18 protein-coding genes are annotated in these 14297 nt (G+C 71.1%); 17 read left to right on the top strand and 1 reads right to left on the bottom strand.

The window, feature by feature from the left end; translation table 11 throughout:
- From VFE05_19060 to VFE05_19115, 12 genes are all read left to right on the top strand, one after another.
- Positions 1-765, top strand: a 765-nt coding sequence (locus VFE05_19060; GenBank protein ID HET6232182.1) for a hypothetical protein, incomplete at its 5' end; no start/stop codon positions are given.
- A gap of 1294 nt (positions 766-2059) precedes the next feature.
- Positions 2060-2281 carry a hypothetical protein gene (locus VFE05_19065; GenBank protein HET6232183.1) on the top strand — a complete coding sequence of 74 codons (222 nt, stop codon included), beginning with the start codon at positions 2060-2062 and terminating at the stop codon, positions 2279-2281.
- Between the two features lie 103 nt (positions 2282-2384).
- Complete coding sequence (locus VFE05_19070) at positions 2385-2918, top strand: hypothetical protein (protein HET6232184.1); 534 nt, start codon at positions 2385-2387, stop codon at positions 2916-2918.
- Positions 2919-3172: 254 nt separating this feature from the next.
- Positions 3173-3853: a hypothetical protein gene (locus tag VFE05_19075; protein HET6232185.1), complete on the top strand. Its 681-nt coding sequence runs from the start codon at positions 3173-3175 to the stop codon at positions 3851-3853.
- Positions 3854-4003: 150 nt separating this feature from the next.
- Positions 4004-4402 (top strand): hypothetical protein, encoded by a 399-nt coding sequence (locus tag VFE05_19080; protein HET6232186.1) that lies wholly within the window; start codon positions 4004-4006, stop codon positions 4400-4402.
- 22 nt (positions 4403-4424) lie between these two features.
- On the top strand, positions 4425-4754 hold the full coding sequence (locus VFE05_19085) for a hypothetical protein (protein HET6232187.1): 330 nt from the start codon (positions 4425-4427) through the stop codon (positions 4752-4754).
- 99 nt (positions 4755-4853) lie between these two features.
- Positions 4854-5327, top strand: coding sequence for a hypothetical protein (locus VFE05_19090; protein HET6232188.1), 474 nt, complete (start codon positions 4854-4856; stop codon positions 5325-5327).
- An 83-nt stretch (positions 5328-5410) separates the two neighbouring features.
- Positions 5411-5623 (top strand): cold shock domain-containing protein, encoded by a 213-nt coding sequence (locus VFE05_19095; protein ID HET6232189.1) that lies wholly within the window; start codon positions 5411-5413, stop codon positions 5621-5623.
- Between the two features lie 87 nt (positions 5624-5710).
- Complete coding sequence (locus tag VFE05_19100) at positions 5711-6079, top strand: hypothetical protein (protein ID HET6232190.1); 369 nt, start codon at positions 5711-5713, stop codon at positions 6077-6079.
- 73 nt (positions 6080-6152) lie between these two features.
- Positions 6153-7112: a hypothetical protein gene (locus tag VFE05_19105; protein ID HET6232191.1), complete on the top strand. Its 960-nt coding sequence runs from the start codon at positions 6153-6155 to the stop codon at positions 7110-7112.
- Between the two features lie 207 nt (positions 7113-7319).
- Complete coding sequence (locus tag VFE05_19110; protein ID HET6232192.1) at positions 7320-7661, top strand: hypothetical protein; 342 nt, start codon at positions 7320-7322, stop codon at positions 7659-7661.
- Positions 7662-8238: 577 nt separating this feature from the next.
- On the top strand, positions 8239-8646 hold the full coding sequence (locus VFE05_19115; GenBank protein ID HET6232193.1) for a hypothetical protein: 408 nt from the start codon (positions 8239-8241) through the stop codon (positions 8644-8646).
- A gap of 95 nt (positions 8647-8741) precedes the next feature.
- Here VFE05_19115 and VFE05_19120 read toward each other — a convergent pair whose 3' ends face one another.
- Positions 8742-8972, bottom strand: a complete 231-nt coding sequence (locus VFE05_19120; GenBank protein ID HET6232194.1) for a hypothetical protein — start codon at positions 8970-8972, stop codon at positions 8742-8744.
- Positions 8973-9459: 487 nt separating this feature from the next.
- Here VFE05_19120 and VFE05_19125 point away from each other — a divergent pair, with 487 nt between their 5' ends.
- From VFE05_19125 to VFE05_19145, 5 genes are all read left to right on the top strand, one after another.
- Positions 9460-10278: a hypothetical protein gene (locus tag VFE05_19125; GenBank protein HET6232195.1), complete on the top strand. Its 819-nt coding sequence runs from the start codon at positions 9460-9462 to the stop codon at positions 10276-10278.
- Positions 10215-10874, top strand: a complete 660-nt coding sequence (locus tag VFE05_19130) for a hypothetical protein (protein ID HET6232196.1) — start codon at positions 10215-10217, stop codon at positions 10872-10874. The genes VFE05_19125 and VFE05_19130 overlap by 64 nt, the downstream gene beginning before the upstream one ends.
- Before the next feature lie 41 nt (positions 10875-10915).
- Complete coding sequence (locus VFE05_19135; protein HET6232197.1) at positions 10916-11500, top strand: hypothetical protein; 585 nt, start codon at positions 10916-10918, stop codon at positions 11498-11500.
- Positions 11497-12138: a S26 family signal peptidase gene (locus VFE05_19140; GenBank protein HET6232198.1), complete on the top strand. Its 642-nt coding sequence runs from the start codon at positions 11497-11499 to the stop codon at positions 12136-12138. The genes VFE05_19135 and VFE05_19140 overlap by 4 nt, the downstream gene beginning before the upstream one ends.
- A 261-nt stretch (positions 12139-12399) precedes the next feature.
- On the top strand, positions 12400-14181 hold the full coding sequence (locus VFE05_19145; protein HET6232199.1) for a tyrosine-type recombinase/integrase: 1782 nt from the start codon (positions 12400-12402) through the stop codon (positions 14179-14181).
- The last annotated feature ends 116 nt before the right edge of the window (positions 14182-14297 follow it).

Here is a 14297-nt window from a genome sequence, read left to right on the forward strand (position 1 = left end):
CGGCCAGGGAGGTGGACAGTGAAGCGGGTGCAGGAACGGCTGCGGACCGGCGTCATCATCGCGGCCCTGGAGATGGTGGCAGCCGGCGGGCTGGCGTGCGCGAAGGGAGACATCTCGGGCCCGCCGGAGAAGGAGGAGACCCCTGGGGTCGTGTCGCTCGATGCGCCGGCCACCGCGCCGGCCGACAGCGGCACCCTTATCCGGATCGTCGCCGTGGTCGACTCCGCCCTCGCGCGCGACCAGCGCTCGGTCACCTTCCGCACCTCGGCCGGGCACTTCCCCGGTGGTGCACGCGAGACCGTCGCGGCAGCGGACAGCACCCGTACCGCGATCGCGGTCCTCAGCGTTTCCCTGGACACGGGAACGGCGGTGATCACCGCTACCGCGGGTGGCGGGACGCGCCGCGTGGAGGTACGCTTCGTCACTGCGCTTCCCGAGCTGATCGATGTGACCACGGATCAGGTGTCAGTACAGGCGGGGTTCACCGGATCGCTCCAGGTCACGGCGGCGCTGCGGCGCAATCCCGGAGTTCCGACGCCGGGCCAGACGGTGAACTTCGAGGCGCATGCCGTGGCGGATACGCAACCGCGCGGGCGCTTCTCATCCGAGGCGGGGTTGAGCGACAGGACGGGCCGGGTCACCGTCCGGTTCGCACCGGCGGACAGCGTCTACACCGGTCCTCTCGTGATTGTCTCCACCACTCCGGGAACGACGGGTGTGCTGCGCGATTCGACCATCGTACAGGTCGTGGCGCCGCCGCGATAGCCCGGCCCCACCGTCAAACGAGCAGGCCACTATGCCACGTTCGATCGGGATTCAGGGCGGTGTCGTCACCGCGGCTCTCACGGTGCTGATGCTCAGCATCGGCCAGAAGACGCAGTCCTCACCCGTGCAGCCGCGCACTGGGTCGGACACGACCTGTGCCCACACGCCCGCGCAAGGCATCCCGGCGACTGAGCCGGGGGTTCCATGCGGGATGCCGGCGCGCTGAAAGTCTCGCGGCCTGCTCCGGGAGACAACGTGTCTCTGCTGGTCTATGTGAGCAACTGTCATTCGTCGCCGGTTCCCGTCCGCTTCCATCTCACCGTCGCCGATTCGATCACGGCCCGGGACGGCGCGTTGGAGCTATCGCCTGCCGGCACAACGGTACAGGCGCTCGGCGTGCAAGCGGTTCGTCGCAGGTGCGCGACAGAGGACGGAGCGCTGAGGCGTCCAGAAAGGCTTCCTCACGATGATAGCCGGCGGCGGTGGGCCAGCCCCGCGCGCAATCGGCATCCGCCCGGTGCGGTTCGCGCCGGCGCCACAAGCGCTCCGAGGTCCTCACCATCACGGCCGGCGGGGTGCAGGCGGTCTGGATACTTCTGCCTTCGGCATCGAGGTGCCGAGATCCAGAGCACGAAATGCCAGAGCCGGTGTTTCGTTCACCCAGCCGGTGTGCGTGACCGGCCGGCGTTGGACGAGGCGTGACCCGGCCGGCGCTCGAGTGAGATCACTGCGAACTTCATCAGGGTTCGACTCGCGAGAGTCGGACCCTTCTCGTTTGCGTTGCCCCGTGCAACGCCAGGGGCGATGGAAGAACCGAGGAGGGCCATCGGTGCTCCGGGCATCCTTCCACTCACCTCGGACGCCCGCCTCCGCCCCCATGCATGCGCCCCACTATGTCCTGGTCAGCGGCACCCTCCGCTACGTCGGCGCGGACGGGCCGCCCGGCCCGCCCCTCGTCGACGGCCTCGCCCTGATGTTCGCCGTGAGGAGGGCCTCCTACTGAAGCACGGCAGCACCCCCGCCATCCAGCGCCACTTCGACCGCTTCGTCGCCGTTCTCCGCGGGACGCGGTTCGCCGAGGACATCGGCTTCCTCAGCATCGATCTGGATTCCGTCACCCCCGCCCTGCTGGAGCACGTCAACCGGGCGATCCAGGTCGCGGACTACATCCTCTACCTGGCGCAGCAGCCCGCGAGCGGCGCGGAGCCGGCCGGACCGCAGCCAGGGTGAAGGAAGAACCGGAGGGGACAGGGCACGAACGCCCTCGATACCCACTCCGCACCCGAGCCCCGCGATGCACTCCCTCGCCCTTCACACGCCCCGCCCGCAGCTCAGCTACCGCTACGGCCGCACCGCGCACGCACGCGCGCTCGCCGAGGAGCGCCCGGCCACCCGCGAGCCGACCACGCCGGTGCGTCCGTCCGTCGGCCCGGCCGAGCGGGGGCTGCTCGCCGTCGAGCGCTCGCTGTACCTGGATCGCCACCCGCCGCGCCGCCGTCGCGCCCGGGTCCGGTAACGCTGGCGACGTCGGCCTCCGCCGCAGCCGAACGGCCGCGGCCGCGGAGACCGAAGGGAAGAACCCGGACGACGAGCAGGCTCAACCGCAACCAGGAGGGACCATGGACGGCACCGCCGAGGCCAGCCGGCCGAGCGCGTACCAGCTCGGCCTGCTCCGGGACGCCGGCATCCGGATCCGCCCGCACAGCTACGAGAGCGCCAAGCGGCGCCTCGACCGCCTTCCGCCCAGCGCCAACCAGGCCGCGCTCCTCGCCGACCTGGGGATCGCCGTCCCCGTGTCGCGCGAGGAGGCCTCCGCGGCCCTCACCGCGTATGAGCAGGCCCACCCGGAGTGGGCGCGGGAGCGGCGGGCGGCGCGCAGTGCCAAGGGCCGTGCGACGCGGGCCGCGCAGGAGCAGGCGGGGCAGCAGCCCCGGTACAACGAGACCCTGCTCCGCTACCACGCCGCGGGGACGGAGCGCCATGGCGGGGCCGCGGCGTCGCTGGACGCGCTCGCGTACCTGCGCGCGCTCGCGCTGCAGCTGCCGAAGGACAGCGCCTCCCGCGTGGAGGTGTTCACCGCTATGGGGGCGGGGCTGAGCGCCGATGACGCCCGCACCCGCATCGACGGACTGAAGTCCCCCGGGACGACGTGACCGCCGTCCCTCCACCAGCGCCGGCCGGCAGGCGCGACACACGACCGCCGATGACCAAGCGAGCCGGGAAGCAGACGGACCCGGAACCCGGAGAGACGCCGCCCCCGAGGTCGCGGAAGCGGCAGGCCGGGCAGGGACGGACAAGGAAGAACCAGGACGGGCAGGAGGAGAAGGCACTGAGCATCCCTCCCTCGCCCCCGGCGGAACCGCCCGCCGCGGCACACACCCCCACGCCACGCCGAGGAGATCAGGCCATGCGCAACAACAGCTACCAGGGCGCCCGCACCGTCGACCTGAACAAGACCACCCCGTCGCAGTACCAGGTGAAGGAGATCACGGGCCGCGGGCTCCCGGTGCCGCCCACCTACGCCGAGGCGCAGGCGCTGCTGGACAGCTTCCCGCCGACCGACGCGCAGCAGCGCCGGCTGGAGGAGATCGGGCTGGAGGCCGGGACCCGGGGCGAGGCGAAGGGCGTGCTCGCGCAGTACGTGGCCGCCAACCCGGAGGTGGGCGCGAGCTGGGAAGCCCAGGCCGCCGAGGGCCGGGTCACGCGCCGTCAGGAGCGCCGCGGCGGCGAGGATCCGCGCGTGACCACGCCCGGGATGTTCAAGCTCCTCGCCGAGTCGGGCGTGACGAACATCCCCAGCGACTTCGCCACGGCGGCGGCGCTGATCGACGCCCTGCCGCCCTCCGAGGGGATGGCGCAGGTGCTGCGCGACAGCGGGCGCGCCGTGCCCGAGACGCGGGCCGCCGCGTCGGAGATCATCCGCACCCTGCCCGCCACCCCGGACCAGATCGTGACCATCATGCGCGCCACCGGCGGGCGGTACGCGCCCAAGTCCCGCGGTGACGCGCAGTCGTGGTTCGCCAACAACCGCCAGACGCGCAGCAACAACGCGTACGCCGGCTCCGCGCCGGAAGAGATGGCGGCGTAGCGCCGGCCCGGAGCGCAGCTCCGGCAGCTCGGCCCCAGCACCGCGGCCCCGCCCGGCATCACGCCGGGCGGGGCCGTTTCGCGTGTACGCGCCCGAATGGAAGAACCCCGGAGTGCGCCACACGGACGCCTTCCACCTGCAAGGTCCCCCATGCACCCGCAGCAGACCGACACCCCCGGCCCCGCACCCGACCCGGCGACGCGCCTCGCAGTCCGGCTGATCCGCGCATACAGCGGCGAGGACCGGGATCCCTCCGAGGTCCGCGGGCAGGACGCCGACGACACGGTGGAGCGCCACTGCTTCTCCTACTCCGTCCTGATCCGGCCGACGCTGACGCTGCTGCTCGACAACGGCGGCTGCTGCGGGCCGTGTGAGCTGGTCCCCGAGCAGATCGGGGCCGTCTGGCTCACGTACACGCTGCTGCGCGCGCTCGGCATCACGTTCGAGGCGCTCATCGACGGGACCGCGGACGCGGACGGTGGCGACCTCCCGCCCGCGTTCTTCGACCGCCGCGCCGTGCATGCTGCGCTGGCGCCGCACCCCTGCTGACCTCCCCCGACCGGAGATGGAGATGGCCGACTCGCCCTCGTTCCGCGGAGTGATCCCCCTCTTCCCCGGCGCGCCCCCCGCGCCCACCCGTTCGCCCCTGTCCCCGGAGGTGATGCTGCTGCTCCGCAGCCACGGCGCGGCCACGCTCCGCTTCCTCTCCCCCGCCCTGCTGCTTGCGTGCGGGGCGGCGATGGTGGCGCTGGTGGTCGCGAGCATCGCACGCGCCCTGGGCTGGACGGAGGCCGGCGTGGTTGCGTTCGCGGCGACGGTGGCGGCGTGGACGTTCCTGGGCGCGGGCGGCTTCGCGGTGGCAGCGCGCGGCATCGTGCTCGCCCTGGCGCGCTGGCGCTGATGCGGCCGGGTGGGGAGGAAGAACCAGGATGGCGAGGGGAGCGCCGCAGGCGTGCCCGCGCTGCACCGCGTGGGTACCACGCGAACCCCGAGCAGCGGGGTGCGCGGCTTCCCCTGCCCCTCGAACGATCCTTCCCTGGAGAAACCGATGCGTGCCCGCTCTTACCCCATCACTCTGGTCCTGAGCAGCATCGCAGCTCTCGGCGCGACGTACGCCGCTCTCCTGTTCGTAGGGACGGGCGTCTGGAGCCGCCCCCCGTTCGCGATCGGGACCCTCGCGGTCGCCATCGCGACGCTGTGGATGGAGCCGGCTTTCGCATCCCGGAGGTTGCCGCCCCTGAGGTCGCTGCGGGGCTTCCTGTGGGCGCCTGCGGGCCGAATCATCGTGGTCCCGGCCGGCACGCCGATGTTCAGCGGAAAGAAGTACTACTTCCGTCCGCGCGTGGCGACCGACGAGATGCGGGTCTGGGCCGGATGGTGGAACTGCCGCACGTTCAGCGGAGACGACGCGGAATACGTGTTCTTCGAGCGAGGCGGCAGCCGGATGGCGGTCGCGACGGGGGCCGTGCTGTAGCACGTGCAGCCTGCCCCTCACCTTGAGCCCCGTCGCGGATGCGGCGGGGCTCTCTCGTTCTTCCCCCTGCCGGAGGGCCGGCGATGAGACGCACAAGCGGTACGGTCACGTGGTTCGACGCCGAGCGCGGGCACGGGTTCGCGAAGCCGGAGGAGCCGGGCCCCGACGTGTTCCTCCACCATTCGGGAATCCACGGCAGCGGCCTTCCCGTGCTTGGCCCGGGCGACCGGATCGAGTTCGACGTGGTGGACACGGAGATCGGCCCGGCCGCGGAGGGCGTGGTGCGGGCGCGCTGACGTCCGCGTTCCACGCGTGCAACGGCCAGGGGACGGAAGAACCGAGAGGGCGTACCTAGAGACTCCCCCCGTTCTTGGAGCGCCCCCATGGTCGTCTGCATCTCCGGCTCGCTCTCCGTCCGCCGGCTCCCAGCCAGGGCCACGGAAGCGCTGGACACGCTCGTCTCCCTTCGAGCCACCATCCTGATCGGCGACGCCCCGGGTGCCGACACCCTGGTCCAGCGCCATCTCGCCGGGCGGGGATACCGGGACGTGACGGTCTGGCACCGGGCCCCCGGCCCCCGCAACAACCTCGGGGCGTGGCCGGCGCGCCTGGTGAGCGGGAGCTTCACGGACCGCGACCGCGCGATGTGCTCGGCGGCCGAGTACGGGATCTCCATCTGGGACGGCCGCTCGCCCGGAACCGCCCGCAACATCCGCCAGCTCGGCCGCCGCATGCGCGTGCTGCGGGCGTAGGGACCGCCTCGCCGCTGCTTCTCGCGCCTTCCCGGCGGGATTGAGCTCTCCTCCTCTCGCATGACGAGACCCCATGACAGGCATCGACGCCAGCCTCCTTCCGGAGGCGTTTCGCGCCGCCACGATGACCCGTGGCGAGTACAACCGCCGTCTTCCCGAGCTTCCCGATGCGGCGCTCTGCAACCACGCCGAGGTCTACGCGGGCCAGTGCGCCGCCCAGCGGCTGCAGCGGGACCCGGAAGATCCCGCTGCATACCTGCACTTCTTCGTTCTTCCGGAGCTGGTGGCACGCGTGGGGGGCACCTTCGTCAGGGAAGCGTCTCCCCCGGACCCGAACAGCCCGTTCCGCCGGGTCATCGACTGGACCCGGCTTGAAGCCCGCGTCGCGGCGGAGATCGCCGCGCAGCGAGAGCTCGCGGGACTCGGCCACCGGGAGCTGGCCGCGGTCGCGACGGCTGCGCAAGAGGCCGTGCACTGCCGCTGGAACGCCGGCGACCCCGTCTACGACGCCGTGGTGCACCACACCATCATCCCGGAGCTGATCCGCCGCATCCGCACCTCCGCGCCGCCCCAGACCCGAGACAAGCCGAAGCAGAGGATCCGGTTCACGGTGTACGGGCCGGTCCAGGGCTACTTCATCCCGCTGGTCGACGAGAGCCGCCGGCTGGCCTACACCGTCGGTTTTTCTGGTGCGCTTCGCCTGGCGAATGCGGACGTACCCGCGACGCGGATGCTGGAGATGATCCTGGAAGCCGGTACCGGCCGAGGCGACGGTCTGGATTTCGTCGTGGGCAGGCGAGGGATGGCCATCGGCGATGTCGTCCACCTCGATGTCCACGGCGTCTGGATCTGCGCGCTCGGCGGCTGGAATCCCGTCGAAGGCGCGGAGGCGGAGCGGTTCCCGCTGGCTCCGGAGAGCCCCCGCACGCCGCGGCCGTCTCCCGACGACACCCCTGCCGATCCAGCCGTCGACGCCTGCATGGAGTGCGGGGCGCCCGCCGTCGATGACGGGCTCTGCGCGAATTGCTGGTAGGCGGCCAAGCCGCGCGGGAAGATCCGCATCGCGGGATGGTAGGACGTGGTCGTGGATGCGAAGGGCGAAGGAAGAACCGGCTGTGCGCGGTGGAGGGCCGCAGAAGGCGCTCCACCCGAGGAATAGCTGCGCACATCGAGCATGGCGCACTGCTGCCCGCGTTGCACGCGTGGAACGCGGGCGGTCGCGCCGCCGGTTACCCCAGACATGGACATGAACATGCCGCGCTTCACGGTCTACGGACCCGCCCAGGGATTCTACCTCGCGTTCCTGCACGACTGGCGGGAGCTGGACTACACGCACGGGCACTCCGGGGTGATGGAGACGGACGACCCCGCGTCCGGTGATGGGCCGCCTGCGGCCACGCTCGCGGCGATCTTCGCCGAGGGGAACGGCGAAGGCATCGGCGACGGCTTCACGGTCGGCGGACGGTCGATGTCCGTCGGGGACGTCGTCCACGTCGAAGGGAGCGGAGCGTGGCTCTGCGAGAGCTCCGGCTGGTCGAGAATCCCGCCGGAGTTCGCGACGAGGTTCCCGTTGCGGAGGTAAGTAGCGCGACAGTTCCACTGCCACGCCGGCACCAGAGGCCCGCATCAGCTTTCACGCTGTGCGGGCCTCTCGACGTGCTGCGGTTGCCGGCCGCCCGGATTCGTGGCCCGCGATTTAGCCCGGTCAGCGACTCCTCCGCTCCGCCGATGCGGCACGCGAAAAAGAGGCGTGGCGGCGCTCCGGTGTGACGCACAGGCTCCTCTTCGAGCCTGGAGCCAGGCCACAGGAAGAACGTGGCTAGGGTAAGGAAACGCGTGCCGTGAACCACCCGCTCTGCCAGGGAGCGCGCAGGCAGCGCACGGCTAGGGTAAGGAAACTCGGCACGTGGAATCGTGATGGCGGTGATTCACCGCCGCCGCCGCAGGATCGCGGCTAGGGTAAGGAAACGCGGCACCTGAAAATCCGCGTCGCTCCCGGCCTTCGCCCACCCCGCTCGACACCCGCCTGCTCTCGCTTCCGAACCAGCATTCCGCACAGCTCGACCCCTCCCCTCCAGATCCTCCGCGCGCCAGTTCCCGGCTACTCGCCACGGGGTACCACACCGGCGAAATCTTCGTCCTTTTCGCCCCGCCCGACGATGCCGACCGATCCGCCTTCCACCCGCCGCGGCCGGAAGAAGCTGCCCGAGGAGCGGCGCTTCTGCCGGCGCGTCGTCTTCCGCCTCCTGCCCGAGCAGTACGACCTGCTCGTCCGGCGGGCGGACGCGCATGGGATGCAGCCGAACGAATATGCGCGAGACCGCGCTCTCGGACGGGTGCGGCCCACGCGTGCGCAGCGCCGGCTCGCCAACGAGGTAGCCGAGCCGCTGGAGGAGGTGGCGCAGTTCGTCGCGTTCGCCCATGCGCTGCTCTCGCACCTGGGAACCCGCCTCGATCCCGACGGCGAGCTTGCGGGGGTGGTCCGCCAGGCCCGCGAGCGCTTCTCGGATCCGGTGGGCGAGGTGGCTGCGCTGCGGACGCTGATCGAGCAGGCGGTCCATCCGTGATCGCCCGTACAGCACACGCGGCCGGGTTCGGGCGCCTGGCGATCTACCTCGAAAGCGACACAGCGGAGCCGGGCCGCACGCGCGTCGCGTGGTCCTCACGCTACAACCTGCCCACCGACTCTCTCCGGTCGGCCGCGCGGTGGATGGAGCGCACGGCGGAGCGCAACCGGCTCGTCCCGAAGCCTGCCTACCACCTCTTCGTCTCCGCGGCGCCGGACGACGATGCCGGCCACGCGCGCATGCAGCGCGTGGCGGAGCGGCTGCTCGTCCACCTGGGTCTGGAGGACCACCAGGCGGTGGCGGTCGGCCACGACGACCGCAGGCATCCGCACCTCCACATCGTCGCCAACCGGGTGCACCCGGTCTCGTTCCACGCGTGGAACGCCACGCAGGACTGGCCGCGCATCGAGCACGCCCTGCGCGCGTTGGAACGGAAGATGGGGTTCCGGTCCACGCCGGGGCGGCTGGCGCCCACGCCGGAGGGCTTGTGGGCGGACAACGCGCGTGCAATGCCGGTGGGGGCGCGCCGTTTCGAGTTGCGCGAGAAGGAGAAGGCGCGGACGGCGGAGGCACGGGGGGAGGCGCACGCCGCCCGGCATTCTTTCCTGCGCCATGTGCGTGAGACCTTTGGCGCGCGCGCGGCCGGCGCGGCCGGCTGGGCACAGATCGAAGGCGAGGCCGCGCAGCTCGGGCTCTGGCTCGTCCAGACGGACCGGGGGCTGCTCGTCACGGACGGCGTCCACTACGCAGGGATCAGCCGCGTGGCCCCCGGCACGTCGCTGAACCGGCTCACCCGAACCTTCGGAGAAGACTATGAAGCCTTCCTCGGCCGGACCGCCGCCGGAAGAGTTCTTCCTCCCCTTCGACTCGCCGGTGGCGGGCCCGGCATCCCTGGCGAGCTCGCGGGCGGAGGATCCAACTACCGAGGTCCCGCTCGTCCCGCCGCCGGCGTCCCGGCGACGCCCCAGGATGGGCGAGCCGGAGCAGCCGCTCCCGAGTCCGCGGGCCTGGGCGGAGGAGGCGTGCCAGGAGATCCAGCGCCGGCAGGCGGAGATGCTGGAGGGCTGGGGCGAGGCGGTGGACGTGCTGACGCGCCAGCTGAGCGGGGAGGTGTCGCGGCTGGAGACGACCAGCGCGGAGGCGAGCCGGACGCTGCGGTCGACGGTGGACTCCGTGGGCGCGAGCGTCGGCACGCTGGCGGAGACCGTCCGGGCGGAGCTGGAGGCGATCGCGGCGGCGGTCCAGGCGCAGACGGCCGCGCTGGAGAAGGAGGTGAGCGACCAGGGCAGGCTGCTGGTGGGGAGCACGCGCGAGGCGGCGAGCCACATCACGGTGGCGCGCCACGAGCTGGCGCAGTCGGTGGACCGGCTGCGCAGGAGCACGCTCCGCTACGTGGTGGTCCTGGGGGGCGGGACCGCGTTGCTGGTCCTGCTCCTGGCCCGCTGGCTGTGGCCGTTCTGGGGGATGTCTCGGGAGGACATGGAGGCGTGGAGCCGGGGCGTGCGCCTGCGGGAGACCTACCGGCAGGCGCCGCCCGCGCAGCAGCGGGCGATCCTGCAGGTGCTGGAGTGGCGGAGCATGCCCGGGCCCGCACCTACTGCGTCGAGTGCGTCCCCGCCGGCTGGGCGGTAGTCGATCCCGCCGGCGAGCGGCGGTGGACGCTGGCGCGCGAGGAATCCGCGCGGGGGTACGCAACCGGCGCGAACGCCGCCCGCACTCCCGCGGAGCTGCACCGGACGCTTGCCGCGCTCCACGCGGAGATCTCGCCCGAGTGGTACCAGCTCGCCCTGCGCCGACGGGCGGCCGACGCGCTGCTCGACGCCGCCGCTGGCCACGCCTTCGTGGACGCCCTCCGCGCGACCGACGCGGTCCGCTGGGCTCACCTGCGCCATCACCCTCTCGCCGGCATCCTGGCAGCCGGTCCCTCTGCCTTCGGGACGCTGCGCGTGCAGGCGGATGAGCCCGCGCTCTGGGCGGCGCTTCCCGAGCCCCGCCACGAGCAGGTCCCTGCCTGGCTGCGCTTCCGCGAGACGGCGGAAACCTGGGTTGCGGTGCAGGAAGGTCAGCCCTGGGCGGTGCCGTCCACCCTGCCCCCTCCTCCCCCGTCGCCGTCGCTTCCGCGGTCAGCCGAAGCTATCGGAAGGGCGGCCCCGCTTCCCGAAGGTTGGGACGCGCCGGCGCTCGGAGGGTTCGCCGTTCCACGCGTGCAACGGGGACTCGACCTGTGAGACCCGCCTCGATCCATTCCCCGCACCGGAGCCATCGTCCGATGAAACCCCGTTCCGCCACTGCCGCGCTCATGCTCGTGCTGGCAGCCTGCCATGACCCGGACTTCGGCCAGCGGCGCGCGGAGGCCAGCGCCGGGCTGGGCCGCTGCAGCATCGAGGAGCCGGGGAGCACGCCCCGTCAGGGGCAGAGTGTGTTCTACGTGGACCGCACCGCGACCACCGGAGGCACGATCGGCAGGTACGCCGTGATGCTGACCTGCATGACGCCTGGGGCCGGCGGCACCGCAGTCACGCTGGTGCTCCCCAACCTGGCGGACTCGCTCCCGGCGGCCGCGCGGTACCGGGTCCTGGCGCCGGGGGTTGTGCTGCCCCCGAAGGCGCTGGGGCGGATCGGATGGGCGGAGGCGTCCATCCCGGCGGAGGACGGGACGACGTATCGCGGGATGGGCGGCGAGATCGTGGTGGAGCGCCGGCAGGACGGCGGGATCGTCGGCAGCTACCTCGTCGCGCTGGAGCGGGCCGGGGGTGCGCCCGCGGCACCTGCGCGGCTGGTGCTCGGAGGCGCGTTCGCGGCTCCGCGCAACACGCTGCCGCTGAAGGCGGCCCTGCCTCGCACGGGACGATGAGCCGAAGGCTCTCCCTCGCCGTCTCCGCCGTCGCACTGTCGGTGCCGGCCCTGGTGCTCGCCTTCCACCTGGAGCTGAACCACACCGAAAGCGGCCCGCTCGGGATCTGGCGCGCGTATCCGGACCGGGTGCCCGCCGTCGGCGAGTTCGTGCGGTTCTGCATGCGGCCGGAGCAGGCGCGGGCGACTGCCGGCCGTCCCTACGCGGGTGGAGCGCATGGGGGCCCCTGCCCCTTCCACACGTGGATGCTGGCGAAGCCGGTCGTGGCCAGCCCCGGGGACACGGTGGTGCACACGCCGGGCTACGTGAAGATCAACGGGCGCACCCTGCCGCTGAGCGCGACCCGCGCGCGGGACTCGGAGGGGCTCAAGGTGCCCACGGCGGCCTACGGCCGGTTCGTCCTGGGCCGCGGCGAGTTCTGGGTGCACTCCCCCTACGCCGACGGCTCTTTCGACAGCCGCTACGTGGGGATTGTCAGGACGGAGCAGATGCGGGGCACGCTGCGGCCGGTGCTCACCTGGCTAAGCCCCCGCCAGCGGGGCGCGCTCCGCTCCCGCGGGCTCACGTTAGGCCTGGGACGAGCAGCGGCACTCGTTCCGTGCTCATCACCACCGATACCGGCGTCCACCGCCGCATAGAGGTGTGCGACCAGGAACCCCGTCGCCCGGCACTGCGTGTCGGGCGACGTCTTCGTTATGGGCAGCGCCAGCGAACCGGGCGAGGCGGGCGCGCCTCGACCTTCCGAAGAACTGGAGGGGGCGGACCTTCACAGCACGGCCACCCACGGAGCGCACTCTGAAAACCCCGGAGGCAGGCTACGGAAGTAGCTATGTAGCCGGGGTTTAGAACGTTCCCGCATTCACCGCGTGGGGTACCACCGGATCTGTCAGAGTTCGCGAATGCCCACCCGAGACCGAACCTCCACAGCCAAGCTCTCCGGGAGAATGACCCCTCCGAATAACCGATCCCGCTCGGCGAGCGGCCGCAAATCACGAATTATTTGGCGAGCGCGAGGGAGCACGCGGCGTGCGTACGCCGATCTCCGCGACTTCGGGAAAGGCAGGGTTGCGCTGATCCCGGAGGGCGAGTCTCTCGCGACGACCGATCCGGAGATCGCCGAGGAGTTGCTGCGCAGGATCCTCAACAAGATCACCCGCGAGCGCCGCGACCGTGTGCTGCTCGGACTGGATCCCGACGCGGATCTCGCCGAGTTCGCCGTGCAGCACCTCCGGGCGAAGGCGGATTCGGGGGAGTATTCACAGCACTGGCTGGAAGCCGAGGAGAACCACCTCGCTCGTGCCGTGGAGTTCTTCACCCGGCACCACCATGCAACCGAAGCGGACCCCGACCCTGAGCCCATCGCGCGGAACCTGGCTGCGATCAGCGTACGGGACGTGCGCGCCTTCGCCGAGTGGCTGAAGACCGTTCCGAACGGACGTGGAGGCGTCCTCGGTGCGCAGTCCCGCCGCCATCACATCCATTCGCTGAGCAACGTGTTCAAGCGGGCCATCAGCGAGGGCTTGCTCGAGATGGGGCGCAACCCCGTTGCAGCTCTTCTGGAGAAGCCGAGCATCCCGAAGAGTCGGACGAACTGGCTGGAGGTCGGAGAGCTGGCGCTCCTCCTCGAAGCAGCGCGAATCATCGTCGACGACCCGCGGGATCCGGGTCGCCGGCCTCCGCTTCCCTGCGTCTACGAGTTCCTCGCCACGTTCATCCTGACAGGCGCACGCGAGGACGAGGTCCGCAACATCGACGTGCGGGACGTCCACTTCGACTCGGACAGCATCGAGATCCGCGGCACGAAGACCGACGACTCGGACCGAACGGTTCCGATGCATCCGCAGCTGCGCGAGATCCTGCTTCCGTATATGTCGAAGCTTGGACGCGCTTCGGGACCCCTATTCCTGACGGAGTCCGGAACGCTGGTCGGGGACTGGAGGAAGACGCTCGACCTGGTCGCCGAGCGGGCGGGCTTCGGCCGCGGCAGGATCAGGACGCGAATCTTCCGCAACTCGTACATCACGCACCGCCTCGCCTGCATCGACCACGGGGCACCGATGGAGCCCTACCAGGTCGCGCGCGAGGTCGGGCATTCGGACCTGAAGATGATCATGCGGGTCTACGCCCGGGTCCAGCGGTTGAGGGTGCGCCTGGAAGAGATGGCGTTCCGCGTGGACTCGATCGGGCCTGCGCTGCAGGAGCGGCTGGCTGCGCTCTACCTGCCCCCCGTGAGGCGGGAGGTGATCGAGCGAGAGAGGCGCGGCGAACTTCTCACCGAGTTTTTTCGTGTTGGAGAGGGGATGAGCACTGCGGCAGTTTCGGTCGTGAGCGGGATATCGGAACCCACGCTGAACCGACTCCGCTCAGGCGAGGTCGCTTACCTTCACCCACGGACAGAGGCACGGATCAAAGCCTTCATCGTCCATCGAGCATCGGTGACGGATGCCGCTCAACTGGACCCCGTCTCTCAGAGCGAGGCTACGGTACAAGCGGAACTCACGGAGCTGCTGAAGACGTTCATCCGGCTTACGGCCGGGATGGACGCTGCGGTAGTGCGCGAGGTGACGGGGATCTCTGCACCTACGCTATACCGGATACGACGGGGAAGTCAGGCCGCGGTCTACAAGGCGACGGAAGCCCGGATGCGCGCTTACCTGGCGAATGCAAAAACAGAAGTTTAGCCTCGGATTTGAGGCAGGCTTTGGCACCATTTCTGGCACCACGTTGAAATTGATCGACGAAAAAGCGAAGACCCCGCAACGTAAACCGTTGCGGGGCCTTCGTTTATAAGTGGTCG

Source organism: Longimicrobiaceae bacterium (assembly GCA_035696245.1).
In the GTDB taxonomy this organism is placed as follows: domain Bacteria; phylum Gemmatimonadota; class Gemmatimonadetes; order Longimicrobiales; family Longimicrobiaceae; genus DASRQW01.

Excerpts from the sequence above, each read along its gene's own strand:
- VFE05_19065 (HET6232183.1), top strand. The coding sequence starts at position 2,060 with ATGCACTCCCTCGCCCTTCACACGCCCCGCCCGCAGCTCAGCTACCGC.
- VFE05_19070 (HET6232184.1), top strand. The coding sequence starts at position 2,385 with ATGGACGGCACCGCCGAGGCCAGCCGGCCGAGCGCGTACCAGCTCGGC.
- VFE05_19075 (HET6232185.1), top strand. The coding sequence starts at position 3,173 with ATGCGCAACAACAGCTACCAGGGCGCCCGCACCGTCGACCTGAACAAG.
- VFE05_19080 (HET6232186.1), top strand. The coding sequence starts at position 4,004 with ATGCACCCGCAGCAGACCGACACCCCCGGCCCCGCACCCGACCCGGCG.
- VFE05_19085 (HET6232187.1), top strand. The coding sequence starts at position 4,425 with ATGGCCGACTCGCCCTCGTTCCGCGGAGTGATCCCCCTCTTCCCCGGC.
- VFE05_19095 (HET6232189.1), top strand. The coding sequence starts at position 5,411 with ATGAGACGCACAAGCGGTACGGTCACGTGGTTCGACGCCGAGCGCGGG.
- VFE05_19100 (HET6232190.1), top strand. The coding sequence starts at position 5,711 with ATGGTCGTCTGCATCTCCGGCTCGCTCTCCGTCCGCCGGCTCCCAGCC.
- VFE05_19105 (HET6232191.1), top strand. The coding sequence starts at position 6,153 with ATGACAGGCATCGACGCCAGCCTCCTTCCGGAGGCGTTTCGCGCCGCC.
- VFE05_19110 (HET6232192.1), top strand. The coding sequence starts at position 7,320 with ATGGACATGAACATGCCGCGCTTCACGGTCTACGGACCCGCCCAGGGA.
- VFE05_19115 (HET6232193.1), top strand. The coding sequence starts at position 8,239 with ATGCCGACCGATCCGCCTTCCACCCGCCGCGGCCGGAAGAAGCTGCCC.
- VFE05_19120 (HET6232194.1), bottom strand. The coding sequence starts at position 8,972 with ATGCCTGCGGTCGTCGTGGCCGACCGCCACCGCCTGGTGGTCCTCCAG.
- VFE05_19125 (HET6232195.1), top strand. The coding sequence starts at position 9,460 with ATGAAGCCTTCCTCGGCCGGACCGCCGCCGGAAGAGTTCTTCCTCCCC.
- VFE05_19135 (HET6232197.1), top strand. The coding sequence starts at position 10,916 with ATGAAACCCCGTTCCGCCACTGCCGCGCTCATGCTCGTGCTGGCAGCC.
- VFE05_19140 (HET6232198.1), top strand. The coding sequence starts at position 11,497 with ATGAGCCGAAGGCTCTCCCTCGCCGTCTCCGCCGTCGCACTGTCGGTG.
- VFE05_19145 (HET6232199.1), top strand. The coding sequence starts at position 12,400 with ATGCCCACCCGAGACCGAACCTCCACAGCCAAGCTCTCCGGGAGAATG.